A 13807-nucleotide genomic window follows, 5' to 3' on the forward strand; every position below is an offset into this window, starting at 1 on the left:
ATTAGCGTACCTTCAGCGTTGCCAGGCCAATCAGCACCAGCATCAGCGAAATGATCCAGAAGCGCACGATGACGCGCGGCTCCGGCCAGCCTTTCAATTCATAGTGGTGATGGATCGGGGCCATGCGGAAAATACGTTGCCCGCGCAGCTTGAACGATCCCACTTGCAGGATCACCGACAGCGTTTCAACCACGAACACGCCCCCCATGATCACCAGCAAAAATTCCTGACGCAGCAGCACCGCAATGGTACCCAGCGCGCCACCCAGCGCCAGTGAACCCACATCGCCCATAAAGACCTGCGCCGGATAGGTGTTGAACCACAGGAAACCAAGACCGGCCCCGACAATGGCGGTACACACAATCACCAGCTCACCGGCATGACGCAGATACGGGATGTGCAGGTACTCAGCAAACTTCACGTTACCGGTCGCCCAGGCCACCAGCGCAAAACCGGCCGCGACAAACACCGTGGGCATGATTGCCAGGCCATCCAGACCATCGGTAAGGTTGACCGCGTTCCCGGTGCCGACAATCACGAAGTAGGCCAGCAGAACGTAGAACAGCCCCAGCTGCGGCATGATGTCTTTAAAGAACGGCACCACCAGCTCGGTCGCCGGGGTATCTTTGCCCGCCAGATAGAGCGCGAAGGCCACACCCAGCGAGATCACCGACATCCAGAAATATTTCCAGCGTGCAATCAGGCCCTTGGTGTCTTTGCGCACCACTTTGCGGTAATCATCGACAAAACCGATAATGCCAAAGCCGATCAGCACAGCCAGTACGCACCAGACATACGGGTTCGACGGATACGCCCACATCAGCACCGACACGGTGATGGAGGTGAGGATCATGATGCCGCCCATGGTCGGGGTGCCGCGTTTACTGAAATGCGACTCAGGACCATCGTTACGCACCACCTGACCAATCTGCAGCTTTTGCAGCCAGGCAATCAGACGGGGGCCCATCCACAATGAGATGAACAACGCGGTCAGCAGGCTGACAATGGCGCGAAACGTCAGATAGGAAAAGACGTTAAAGCCGGAATAAAGTGCAACCAAATGCTCGGCCAGCCAGACTAGCATGTTCCTTTCTCCTGTAAGCTCTGTACTACCTGCTCCATGGCGGCACTACGCGAACCCTTAATCAAAATGGTAATGTCCTGATGTTCGGACAATAGCGTCCGCAAACGTTCAATCAGCGCGGCTTTACTGGCGAAATGCTCGCCATTGCCACTGTTTTCACTGATCAACTGGCTTAAGTGTCCGGTGCTCAGCACACAATCAATTCCGGCGGCTTTTGCCGCGTCACCGACCTGACGATGGCAGGCTTCAGCCTCCTCCCCAAGTTCGGCCATATCACCCACCACCATCACGCGGTAGCCCGGCATATCACCCAGCACCTGCGCAGCAGCGGTCATAGAACCGACATTGGCGTTGTAGCTATCATCAAGCAGCAGTTGATGTTCAGCCAGACGAACCGGGAACAAGCGTCCGGGAACCGGCTGCAAGGTTTTCAGGCCAGCCTGAATCGCGCTCAGCGGTGCATCGACCGATAACGCTAATGCCGCTGCCGCCAGCGCGTTGGCAATGTTGTGACGTCCCGGCAGTGGCAGCGTGATGGCAATGTCGCCACGCGGGGTATGCAGCGTGAACAGGGTGGCATCCGGGCGTAGCGTGATATCGCTGGCACGGAACTCAGCATCCGCCTGCGGCTGCGGCGAGAAACGCCACAGGGTTTTACCGGCAAACTGCGGCTGCCAGTTCAGCAGATCATTACTCTCTGCGTTGATGATGGCTGTGCCATGAGGCGGCAAACCGGCAAAAATCTCGCCCTTTGCTTTGGCAACGCCTGCCAGTGAACCAAACCCTTCCAGATGCGCAGCGGCCAGGTTATTGACCAGCGCCGTCTCCGGACGCACCAAATCGGTGGTGTAAGCAATTTCGCCCTGATGGTTGGCACCCAGCTCAATCACCGCGTAATCATGTTCTTTGGTCAAACGCAGCAGCGTCATCGGCACGCCAAAATCATTGTTCAGGTTGCCAGCGGTATACAGCGTTTCACCGCACTGACGCAGAATCGCGGCAGTCATCTCTTTGACCGAGGTTTTACCCGACGAACCGGTTAACGCCACCACGCGTGCTTTTACCTGCTGGCGCACCCAGGCACCGAGGCGACCAAAAGCAATGCGCGTATCGGCCACCACCACCTGCGGCACTGCCACCGGTAATTGTTTACTGACCAGTAACGCCTGCGCCCCCTGGTCAATGGCATCCGCTGCGAAATCATGGGCATCGAAACGTTCCCCCACCAGCGCGACGAACAGGCAACCTGCCGTCACCTTGCGGGTATCAGTCACTACATCACTAACGCTAAGATCGTCACCGATCAGCGTGCCGCCTGAGATTTCCGCCAGGGTTGTGAGTGAAAGCGGGATCATGCCATCACCCCCAGCAGACGCGCGACGGTATCGCGATCCGAGTAATCCAGACGACGATTGCCGACGATCTGGTAATCTTCATGGCCCTTGCCAGCCACCAGCACGATATCGTTACTTTTGGCCTGCATGATGGCGTTAGTTACCGCCTGCGCGCGGCCAGCCACCACACGGGCGCGGCCCGGATCGAGCAGACCGGTCAAAATATCATTTACAATCGCCTGCGGATCTTCGCTGCGCGGGTTGTCATCGGTGATCACCACCACGTCAGCAAACTGTTCTGCGATGGCTCCCATCAGTGGGCGCTTACCTCTGTCGCGATCGCCGCCACAACCAAACAGGCACCACAGCTGGCCTTTGCAATGCAGGCGAGCGGCCTCCAGCGCTTTCTCCAGCGCATCGGGCGTATGGGCGTAATCCACCACTACGGTAGGTTTATCAGGTGCGCTAAAGACTTCCATGCGACCGGTCACCGGCAGTAACTGTGACGCACTGCTGACCAGCGACGCCAGCGGATAATCCAGCGACAGCAGGGTTGCCAGCGCCAGCAGCAGATTGCTGACATTGAAAGCGCCCATCAGACGGCTATCGAACTCACCGTCGCCCCAGCTGGAGCTAAAGCGAATATGTGCGCCACCATCGTGATACGTCACTTGCGTGGCTTTCAGCCAGCGGCCATGACAGCCGGGTTGCAGGTTATCCTGCATGGTGACGGCAACGGCATCCGGCAGTTTGGCCAGCCAGCGGCGCCCGACTTCGTCATCCGCATTGATAATCGCCGCATCGACCTGATGTTCTGAGAACAGCAGCCATTTGGCAGATTCATAGCTCTGCATATCGCCGTGATAATCGAGGTGATCACGGCTCAGATTGGTGAATACCGCGGCGGCAAACGGCAGCGCGGCCACGCGATGTTGCACCAGACCGTGCGATGACACTTCCATCGCCGTAAGCGTTGCGCCCTGGCCAACCAGATCGTGCAGGACGTGCTGCACATCCACTGCGGAACCGGTGGTGTTTTCAGCTGGCACCAGACGACCGTACAGTCCATTACCGACGGTGCCCATTACAGCACCGGTTTCACCCAGCAGATTGGCCCACTGCGCAATCAACTGGGTGGTGGTGGTTTTACCGTTGGTGCCGGTGACACCAATTAATTTAAGCTTTTCAGCAGGCTGCTGATAAAAGCGTCCAGCCAGTGCCGAGAGACGCTGCGGCAACTGCGCCAGGTAGATAACCGGGACGCCATGCATCTCACGGATATCTCCATCGCTGGCCTCACCCTCGGCTTCGGCAATCACTGCCGCCACGCCCTGGGCAATAGCCTGCGGAATAAATCGACGTCCATCAGCATGATGGCCCGCCACGGCGATAAACAGATCGCCAGAAGCCGCAGAGCGGCTATCCAGTGTCATGTCACGGAGTGGACGCGCCGGCGCGCCCGGCACCCACGGGGCCAGTAAATCGCGCAGGTTACGATCTGTCACTTGATTCCTCACTTCGGTTTTTCACCAACTCGTTCTTATCAATTACCGGTAGCGCATCGGGCTCGATGTTCATGGTACGCAGCACGCCGCCCATGATGGCACCGAACACCGGCGCGGAGACCGCACCACCATAATATTTACCGGCCTGGGGATCGTTGATCACCACCACCAGCGCGAAACGAGGATGACTGGCAGGCGCAACGCCCGCAGTATAAGCAATGTATTTATTGACGTAGCGCCCATCCGGTCCGACTTTTTTCGCGGTCCCGGTTTTAATCGCAATACGGTAGCCCTTGATGGCCGCCTTCACACCACCGCCACCGGGCAGCGCGACGCTTTCCATCATATGCATCACGGTTTTCACCAGTTCTTCCGGGAAAACACGCTCACCGGGTACCGGTGGATCAACTTTGGTAATCGACAGCGGGCGATAGACGCCATAGCTGCCAATGGTTGCGTAGACTCGCGCTAACTGTAACGGCGTTACCATTAGCCCGTAGCCGAAAGAGAAGGTGGCCCTCTCTATGTCAGACCACCGTTGTTTTTGAGGATATAAGCCACTGCTTTCTCCGACCAACCCCAAATTGGTCGGCTTACCCAGTCCAAAGCGCGCGTAAGTTTCTACGAGAGCTGAGGACGGCATCGCTAACGCCAGACGGGAAACCCCGACGTTACTCGACTTCTGCAGAACCCCGGTCAGGGTCAATTCGTTGTAACGCGCCACATCTTTGATCTCATGACCATTGATACGATAAGGCACGGTATTCAATACGCTGTTTTCTTTCACCACACCGCGTTGCAGGGCGGTCATCACCACCATCGGCTTCACGGTAGAACCCGGTTCGAAGATGTCGGTGATGGCGCGGTTACGCATCACATCTTTCGGTGTGTTGCCCAGATTGTTTGGGTTGTAGGCCGGGCTGTTGGCCATGGCCAGCACTTCACCGGTATTGACGTCCACCAGCACCGCCGAGCCCGATTCCGCTTTGTTGAAAGCCACCGCATTATTCAGTTCGCGGTACACCAGCGCCTGCAAGCGTTCATCAATGCTCAGCGTCAGGTTGTGGGCGGCACGGCTATCAACCGACGAGATATCTTCAATCACGCGACCAAAGCGGTCTTTACGCACGGTACGTTCACCGGGTTCACCGGTCAGCCATTTGTCGAAGCTTTTTTCTGTGCCTTCAATGCCCTGGCCGTCGATATTGGTGAAGCCAATCAGATGTGCGGTAACCTGCCCCGCCGGGTAGTAGCGGCGTGATTCTTCACGTAAATAGATACCCGGTAGCTTGAGTTTTTTGACGTATTCGCCAATCGCCGGATTCACCTGACGTGCCAGATAGACAAAACGTCCTTTCGGATTGGCATTGATACGCGTGGAGAGTTGATCGAGTGGGATCGACAATGCATCGGAAAGGGCTTTCCAGCGGCTGTCGAGGGAGACACCGCCGTGTTCATTCAATTCTTTTGGGTCGGCCCAGATGGCGTTCACCGGCACGCTGACAGCCAGCGGTCGGCCCGCACGGTCGCTGATCATGCCACGGGCAGTCGGCACCGCCTGGACGCGCAGCGAACGCAGGTCGCCTTCTTTCACCAGTTTGTCAGGATTAATCACCTGCAACCAGGCCACCCGAGACAGCAGACCACCCAGTGCCAGTAAAATGCAGCCACACAGCAACGCAAAACGCCAGCTTACAAAGCTGGCCTTATCTTCCTGTTTTTTCAACTTCAGCGTTTTGCTCGCGCCGCTCATCAGGTTCTGAGATTCCTTATTGCTGCACCACAATGTTTTCCTGCGAAGGATCGACATGCTGCATTTGCAGTTTGTCGGTTGCGATTCGTTCTACCCGGCTGTGGTCGCCGAGGGCGTTCTCTTCAAGAATCAGGTTGCGCCATTCGATATCTAATGCGTCACGCTCCAGCACCAGCTGTTCGCGTTCTGCCGTCAGACGACGCGTTTTGTGCGTCGTCGTCACCACCAGCATGGCGGAAACCAAAACTGCCACCAGTAACAGCACCGGGATCTTGCCAAAACGCAGCAAATCGCCACCGATGACGCCGGGCAGACTGTGGCGTTCGTTTCCGATCATGACGCAGTCCTTTCAGCAATACGCAACACGGAACTCCGTGCGCGTGGGTTTTCAGCGACTTCGGCGTCTCCCGGCACCAGTTTGCCGAGGGTTTTTAGCTCCCGACCACCCAGCGCTTTCAGCTGCGTTTCGGTCATCGGAATGCCAGCCGGTACCTGCGGACCACGACTTTGATCGCGCATAAAACGTTTCACCAGGCGATCTTCCAGTGAATGGAAGCTGATCACTGACAGCCTTCCGCCAGGTGCCAGCACCGACAATGCCCCTTTCAGCGCGATGTCGATCTCTTCCAGTTCGCTGTTGATCCAGATACGAATCGCCTGAAAGCTGCGGGTCGCCGGGTGCTTAAACTTGTCTTTTACCGGTGTTGCTGCATAGATAACGTCGGCCAGTTCTTTGGTGCGCGTCATCGGCTGCTCACGGTTGCGCTCAACAATCGCGCGGGCAATACGTTTGGCGAAGCGTTCCTCACCGTAGGTTTTCAGTACAAAGGCAATATCCGCCTCTTCTGCACTGAGCAACCATTCCGACGCCGATTGTCCGCGCGTCGGGTCCATGCGCATGTCCAATGGCCCATCACGCATGAAAGAGAATCCACGTTCGGCGTCATCCAGCTGCGGCGATGACACGCCCAGATCCAGTAAAACGCCGTCAATTTTTCCGTTCAGCCCGCGCTCGGTCACGTACTCTGCCAGCGCCGAAAACGGCCCGTGGACGATCGAGAAGCGCGGATCTTTTATCTCAGCGGCTGCGGCTATGGCTTGCGGATCGCGATCTATCGCCAGTAGCTGCCCGTTCGCGCCAAGTTGCGAAAGGATCAATCTGGAGTGACCACCGCGACCAAAAGTGCCGTCAATGTATATGCCGTCTTCCCTGATATTGAGCGCGTTAACCGCCTCATCCAGCAGCACTGTGGTGTGTTTGAAATTTTCCTGCATAGCTATAGCGACAAGTCCTGCAACCGCTCAGATAAAGGCTCCTGAGCCGACTGTTCTGCGTCAATATCGTCCTTAACTTGTTGATACCAGGTCTGTTCATCCCACAGTTCAAACTTGTTGAACTGTCCAACCAGCATCACTTCTTTGCTCAGGCTCGCATGCTGACGAAGGGTATTCGCCAGTAGCAGGCGGCCTGCATTATCCATCTGACACTCACTGGCATGACCCAACAGCAGCCGCTGCACGCGACGCTCGGCGGGATTCATGCTGGATAAGCGAGACAGCTTTTTCTCAATGATTTCCCATTCGGGCAGGGTATAAAGCAGCAGGCAGGGCTGGTGGAGGTCGATGGTACAAACCATTTGACCCTGAGACTCTGCGATCAGCAATTCACGATAGCGCGTTGGTACGGCCAGTCGCCCTTTGCTGTCGAGATTGACTAACGTTGCCCCACGGAACATGCCAGCCTCACCCCTCAGATACCCTTTTTCACCACTTTATCCCACATTTTACCACGAAAAGAGTTTACGGAGCCGATGAAATCCTTGTCAAGCCGCAACGGCAAGTGAATATCACTCTTTACAGCGGGTGAAATTATTTGGCGGTGGGAATAAGAAGGTCGTGAATGGCAAAATAAAAATTAACCTGATGAATAATGGAATAAAAATTTTCACGTATTGAAAAGCGGCGAAAAATAAAGCGCTTTATCGCGTTTTGATAAATATCTGACGATATGCGACAGCGGCTGCATTTTAGGGGATTTCCTAAAGGAAGCCCAGCACCATCGCGACAGCTCTGCTACCAGCAGATGCCGAAGATGTAAACAAATAAGAAAAGGTAGTGCGCTTAATTTGTTAGCAAGGTCGACGAGAATTTACGCTTTTTTACGTGAAAGGTTGCGGGGGAAATTAAAAGCATGATGAATAAAGTGGGCAGCACGCCGCCCATCATTCATTTTATCCGGCGGCTTAATTGCCCACGACGGAATAAATTACGGCGAATTCGGGTTAAACCTGGCTTCGGTTTTCGCGGTTCATCCAGCGAGGCTAAAACCAGTTCCAGAACGCGCTCGGCAACATCACGATGACGCTGTCCCACCGCCAGCACCGGACACTCAAGGAAATCCAGTAACTCGTGGTCGCCAAAAGTGGCAATCGCCAGATCGGTTGGCAACCGCCCGTCACGTTTCAGCGTGACATCCATAACGCCCTGCAACAGACCGAAGGAAGTGGTGAACAAGGCCTCCGGCATCGGGTGATCTTCCAGATACTTCTCGAACAGGGCCGCTGCCGCAGTACGTTCAAAGCTATTGCAGTAGATATAATCAATCGGGCGTTCGTCGTCCTTCCATGCTTCACGGAAGCCCATTTCACGCAGGAAACTCACCGACAACTCCGGCAGTGCTCCAAGGAACAGCACATTTTTCACCGGTAGCTGACGCAATTCAGCGGCAAGCTGATGGGCATCATCCTGATCGGCACCCACCACGCTGGTAAAATGTTCACGATCCAGCGCGCGATCCAGCGCAATGATCGGCAGTGGATCGTTGATCCAGCGCTGATAAAACGGATGCTCTGGCGGCAACGAGGTGGAGACGATGATCGCATCTACCTGACGCTGCAACAAATGTTCGATGCAACGCATTTCATTGTCAGGCTGATCTTCCGAGCAGGCGATCAGCAGCTGGTAGCCACGCTGGCGCGCCTGACGCTCAAGATAGTTCGCGATACGCGTATAGCTGGTATTTTCCAGATCGGGGATCACCAGGCCAATTGAACGGGTACGTCCGGCACGCAAGCCCGCCGCCACGGCATTCGGGTGATAATTGTACTCACGCACCACCGCCATCACTTTCTCGACGGTTTTGTCGCTGACACGATATTGCCGCGCTTTGCCATTAATGACGTAGCTGGCCGTGGTGCGCGACACGCCAGCCAGGCGCGCGATTTCATCCAGTTTCACGATGACACCTTAATTCCTGATTAGCCATGCTGGCGAAAATGTCCGCAGAGTAGCTAAGGGTAAAACATTTGTAACATCTAACCGCAGAAAACTACGCTGAGCAACCGCTTTTATCCGCCGGGGTGTGCAAGCGCATAAAATAAAAAAACCCGGCATTCCGCCGGGTTAGCATTGAGACTCAATCTGGGCAGTGACAATTAACGCATGATGCGCTCGCCACGCGCCACGCCGACGATACCGGAGCGCGCCACTTCCACGATTTCCGCGACGTCGCGGACGGTGTTCAGGAACGCATCCAGTTTGTCGCTGGTGCCCGCCAGCTGAACCGTGTACAGCGTCGGCGTCACATCGATGATCTGCCCACGGAAAATTTCCGCGCTACGCTTCACTTCTTCGCGGCCATAACCGGTAGCCTGGATTTTCACCAGCATGATTTCACGTTCAACGTAGGCACCCTGCCCCAGTTCGCTGACACGTAACACGTCCACCAGCTTATGCAGCTGCTTCTCGATCTGCTCCAGCACCTTGGCATCGCCGACGGTTTGAATCGTCATGCGGGACAGGGTGGGATCGTCAGTCGGGGCGACCGTCAGACTTTCGATGTTGTAGCCACGCTGCGAAAACAGCCCAATCACGCGGGACAATGCGCCGGATTCGTTCTCCAGCAGTACCGATAAAATGCGACGCATAATTATGTCCTCTCCGTTTTGCTCAACCACATCTCGTCCATACCGCCACCACGAATCTGCATCGGGTAAACGTGCTCGCTGCCATCCACGGTCACATCCACAAACACCAGACGCCCTTTCGCCAGGGTCTCCAGCGCCTGCGTCAGTTTCTCTTCCAGCTCGGCCGGATGCTGAATGGCGATACCCACGTGGCCATAAGCCTCAGCGAGACGCACGAAGTCCGGCAGTGATTCCATATAGGATTGCGAATGGCGGCCAGAGTAGATCATGTCCTGCCACTGCTTCACCATGCCGAGGAAGCGGTTGTTCAGGTTCAGCACCAGCACAGGCAAATCGTATTGCAGCGCGGTCGAGAGTTCCTGAATGTTCATCTGGATACTGCCGTCACCGGTGACACAGATAACGGTTTCTTCCGGCAGCGCCATTTTCACACCCAGCGCGGCAGGCAGGCCAAAGCCCATGGTGCCGAGGCCACCGGAGTTGATCCAGCGACGCGGCTTATCAAACTGATAATACAACGCAGCAAACATCTGGTGCTGACCGACGTCTGACGTGACGTAAGCCTCGCCTTTGGTCAAACGCCAGATGGTTTCGATAACCGCCTGCGGTTTGATTTTGTCGCTGGTGCGATCAAATTCCAGGCATTTGCGGCTGCGCCAGCCGTCAATGCGTTGCCACCAGTCACGCAGGCTGTCGAGCTCCTGCTTCACGTCGGTCTGTGCCAGCAACTCCAGCATTTGCGACAGCGTTTGTTTCGCATCGCCAACAATAGGGATATCGGCCGCGACGGTTTTGGAGATCGAAGTTGGATCAACGTCGATATGCATCACCGTAGCGTTCGGGCAATATTTCGCCAGGTTGTTGGTGGTGCGGTCATCGAAGCGCACACCGATGCCGAAAATCAGATCGGCGTTGTGCATGACCATGTTGGCTTCATAGGTGCCGTGCATGCCGAGCATACCCACGCACTGGCGATGCGTACCCGGGAAGGCACCCAATCCCATCAGGGAAGTGGTCACAGGAATGTTCAGCGTTTCCGCCAGTTGCAGCAGTTCCGCTTCACAACCCGAGGTAATGGCACCGCCACCCACGTACATCACCGGATTATGCGCGGCCAGCAGCGTCTGCAATGCGCGCTTAATCTGTCCCTTGTGGCCCTGAATCGTCGGGTTGTAGGAACGCATGCTGACCGATTCCGGCCAGACGTAGGGCAGCTTATTGGCCGGGTTAAGAATATCTTTCGGCAGATCGATGACCACTGGACCCGGACGCCCACTGGAGGCCAGCCAGAAGGCTTTCTTGATCACGGTGGGGATTTCTTCGGTGCTTTTCACCAGGAAGCTGTGCTTCACCACCGGACGGGAAATCCCGACCATGTCGCACTCCTGGAAAGCGTCATAACCGATCAGCGAAGAAGGCACCTGACCCGACAGCACCACCATCGGGATGGAGTCCATATAGGCAGTCGCGATGCCGGTAATGGCATTGGTGGCACCCGGGCCGGAAGTCACCAGCACGACGCCAACTTCGCCAGTGGCGCGCGCCAGGCCGTCAGCCATATGCACAGCGCCCTGCTCATGGCGAACTAATACGTGGTCGATACCGCCGACCGTTTGCAGAGCGTCATAAATATCGAGCACCGCTCCGCCCGGATAACCGAATACCTGCTTAACGCCCTGATCGATTAACGAACGGACGACCATTTCGGCTCCTGACAACATCTCCATTTTCTGCCTCCAGGCTTGAGGAACTGAATCCACTGACGACCGCTTTCCGGCGCGCCACTTGCATCCTGCCCCATATTCGCCAATTAAGATCAAAACCTTGTGTTTATGCTCAGAAGAGGGAAGTCATTTCCACCTTCCAGGTACAGGGAAATCTACTTGAGTTCATTCTTTTGAGAGTAGGTCGATTACCATAACCGCAGAAAACCCGGCAGGCAAACGCCGCAACGCCGTACCGTGCTGATGATGGCAGTAAAGGCACTAAGGGGTGATAATCGCTTGCGAGGATTAAACTAATGCCAGCACTGAAGGGCAGAGGATAATGCTGGTCTGGTGATTATTTCCAGCGAGTTATAAGAAATATACGATGCATATTTTGCAACGTTCCAGCCCACAATCTTACCCGCCAATTAATTTCTGGCGTGATTATCTTTAAAATCTGTCTCTCACATGAGAATCGTCTAAACAACCCGGTGAATACTGACTTATTGCCAGAGAAACAACCCGTAAAAAACACCTAAAAATCATTACGTTAAAATTAACATTCATTTTTAAAACTTTTTTTAAGCGGATTCCGCTAACCCATCCCCCCTTAATATTTGTTTTTCCTCTGAACAAGCGGATTATCACAGCAGATCCGCCTTAAGCGCATCGGGAAATAACCTTTCACTTATGGTTGACATCGTCGGCCTTTCTCAGTATCAATATGTGCAGCACTCAATTTACGAGGTTTGATCCATGTCCCGTTCTTTTCGTCTACTTGGTCTACTACTAAACGCATCCCCATTGCGCGGTAGACTCGTGGGCGGAATCGACAACTGATTCGAACCTGCTGAAAGTTTAAAAAAACCCGCGCCATGCGCGGGTTTTTTTATGCTCGTAGCACCGGCGAAGTTAATGCATAAGGAAGATTACGATGAGCCAGCAAGTTATTATTTTCGATACCACTCTGCGTGATGGCGAGCAGGCATTACAGGCCAGCCTGAGTGTTAAAGAAAAACTGCAGATCGCCCTGGCGCTGGAACGTATGGGCGTAGACGTGATGGAAGTCGGTTTCCCGGTCTCCTCACCGGGCGATTTTGAATCGGTTCAAACCATCGCGCGCACCATCAAAAACAGCCGCGTCTGCGGACTGGCACGTTGCGTTGAGAAGGATATTGATGCCGCTTACGAATCCCTGCGCGTCGCTGAAGCATTCCGTATCCATACCTTCATCGCGACTTCGCCGATGCATATCGCCACCAAATTGCGCAGCACGCTGCCCGAGGTGATTGAGCGTGCCGTGCATATGATCAAACGCGCCCGCAACTACACCAACGACGTCGAGTTCTCCTGCGAAGATGGTGGCCGTACGCCGATTGATGACCTGTGCCGTATGGTGGAAGCCGCGATCAACGCCGGTGCCACCACCATCAATATCCCGGATACCGTGGGTTACACCCTGCCGCACGAATACGCCAACATCATCAGCCAGCTGGTGAATCGCGTACCGAACATCGATAAAGCCATCCTGTCCGTGCATACCCATGATGACCTGGGTATGGCCACCGGTAACGCCATTGCCGCCGTGATGGCAGGTGCGCGTCAGGTTGAAGGTACGCTGAACGGCCTGGGCGAACGTGCCGGTAACTGTGCACTGGAAGAAGTGATCATGGCGATTAAAACCCGTCAGCAGATCATGAACGTGCACACCAATATCAAACATCAGGAAATCTACCGTACCAGCCAGACTGTCAGCCAGATCTGCAACATGCCGATCCCGGCGAACAAAGCGGTGGTCGGTTCAAACGCCTTCGCCCACTCCTCCGGTATCCATCAGGATGGCGTGCTGAAAAACCGCGAAAACTACGAAATCCTGACGCCGGAATCCATCGGCCTGCACAAAATCCAGCTCAACCTGACCTCACGTTCAGGCCGTGCGGCAGTGAAACACCGTATGGAAGAGATGGGTTACAAAGAGACCGACTACAACCTGGATACCCTGTACGACGCCTTCCTGAAGCTGGCGGACAAAAAAGGCCAGGTATTCGATTACGACCTGGAAGCACTGGCCTTCATCAACAAACAGAATGAAGAACCAGAACATTTCCAGCTGAAAGAATTCAACGTGCAGACCGGTTCCAGCGTCACTGCCACCGCATCGGTACAGCTGGGCTGTGGCGAAGAAACCAAAGCTGACGCCGCCACCGGCAACGGCCCGGTTGATGCCGTTTACCAGGCGATTAACCGTATCACCGGTTTTGAAGCGGAACTGGTGAACTACAAGCTCACGGCTAAAGGCCACGGCGAGAACGCGCTGGGCCAGGTCGATATCGTGGTGAACTACAACAATCGCAAATTCCACGGCGTGGGTCTGGCGACCGATATCGTCGAATCTTCCGCTAAAGCGATGGTTAACGCCCTGAACAATATCTGGCGTGCTAAGCAGGTGGAAAAAGAATTGCAGCGTAAATTTAAAGAACAGAAGGAAACGGTGTAACT

At 55.1% G+C, this 13807-nt stretch carries 12 protein-coding genes; 2 read left to right on the forward strand and 10 right to left on the reverse strand.

All coding sequences use genetic code 11. The features are described 5' to 3' along the window. Nucleotide 1: 1 nt before the first annotated feature. The 10 genes from mraY to ilvI all read right to left on the reverse strand — a co-directional run bounded on the left by mraY (nt 2) and on the right by ilvI (nt 11329). Entirely contained in the window at nt 2-1084 is a 1083-nt protein-coding gene (gene mraY / locus RCF31_RS09420) for a phospho-N-acetylmuramoyl-pentapeptide-transferase (RefSeq protein WP_084872672.1), read from the reverse strand. Then, nucleotides 1078-2439 (reverse strand): UDP-N-acetylmuramoyl-tripeptide--D-alanyl-D-alanine ligase, encoded by a 1362-nt coding sequence (murF, locus tag RCF31_RS09425; RefSeq protein ID WP_416413141.1) that lies wholly within the window; start codon nt 2437-2439, stop codon nt 1078-1080. The genes mraY and murF overlap by 7 nt, the downstream gene beginning before the upstream one ends. Continuing rightward, nucleotides 2436-3923 (reverse strand): UDP-N-acetylmuramoyl-L-alanyl-D-glutamate--2,6-diaminopimelate ligase, encoded by a 1488-nt coding sequence (murE, locus tag RCF31_RS09430; RefSeq protein WP_416413142.1) that lies wholly within the window; start codon nt 3921-3923, stop codon nt 2436-2438. Before murE ends, murF begins: the two co-directional genes overlap by 4 nt. Further along, nucleotides 3910-5676, reverse strand: coding sequence for a peptidoglycan glycosyltransferase FtsI (locus RCF31_RS09435; protein WP_416413143.1), 1767 nt, complete (start codon nt 5674-5676; stop codon nt 3910-3912). The genes murE and RCF31_RS09435 overlap by 14 nt, the downstream gene beginning before the upstream one ends. 16 nt (nt 5677-5692) lie before the next feature. Further along, on the reverse strand, nt 5693-6013 hold the full coding sequence (ftsL, locus tag RCF31_RS09440; protein WP_084872661.1) for a cell division protein FtsL: 321 nt from the start codon (nt 6011-6013) through the stop codon (nt 5693-5695). Continuing rightward, nucleotides 6010-6951, reverse strand: a complete 942-nt coding sequence (gene rsmH / locus RCF31_RS09445) for a 16S rRNA (cytosine(1402)-N(4))-methyltransferase RsmH (RefSeq protein ID WP_313690402.1) — start codon at nt 6949-6951, stop codon at nt 6010-6012. Before rsmH ends, ftsL begins: the two co-directional genes overlap by 4 nt. Nucleotides 6952-6953: 2 nt before the next feature. After that, the gene (gene mraZ, locus RCF31_RS09450; RefSeq protein ID WP_084872656.1) at nt 6954-7412 is read right to left on the reverse strand and encodes a division/cell wall cluster transcriptional repressor MraZ; all 459 of its coding nucleotides are present in this window, start codon (nt 7410-7412) and stop codon (nt 6954-6956) included. A gap of 490 nt (nt 7413-7902) precedes the next feature. After that, nucleotides 7903-8913, reverse strand: coding sequence for a catabolite repressor/activator (cra, locus tag RCF31_RS09455; protein ID WP_299457461.1), 1011 nt, complete (start codon nt 8911-8913; stop codon nt 7903-7905). Nucleotides 8914-9110: 197 nt separating this feature from the next. Then, nucleotides 9111-9602, reverse strand: a complete 492-nt coding sequence (gene ilvN, locus RCF31_RS09460; protein ID WP_084872650.1) for an acetolactate synthase small subunit — start codon at nt 9600-9602, stop codon at nt 9111-9113. Nucleotides 9603-9604: 2 nt separating this feature from the next. Next, a complete protein-coding gene (gene ilvI, locus RCF31_RS09465) occupies nt 9605-11329 on the reverse strand; it encodes an acetolactate synthase 3 large subunit (RefSeq protein ID WP_084872647.1) in 1725 nt (574 codons plus the stop codon). 735 nt (nt 11330-12064) lie between these two features. Between ilvI and leuL the strand changes: the two genes are divergently transcribed. After that, a complete protein-coding gene (leuL, locus tag RCF31_RS09470) occupies nt 12065-12148 on the forward strand; it encodes a leu operon leader peptide (protein WP_139810964.1) in 84 nt (27 codons plus the stop codon). Nucleotides 12149-12242: 94 nt separating this feature from the next. Further along, on the forward strand, nt 12243-13805 hold the full coding sequence (leuA, locus tag RCF31_RS09475; protein WP_084872644.1) for a 2-isopropylmalate synthase: 1563 nt from the start codon (nt 12243-12245) through the stop codon (nt 13803-13805). Nucleotides 13806-13807: the final 2 nt, after the last annotated feature.

The organism is Pantoea sp. App145 (assembly GCF_047947045.1).
Classification (GTDB): Bacteria; Pseudomonadota; Gammaproteobacteria; order Enterobacterales; family Enterobacteriaceae; genus Pantoea.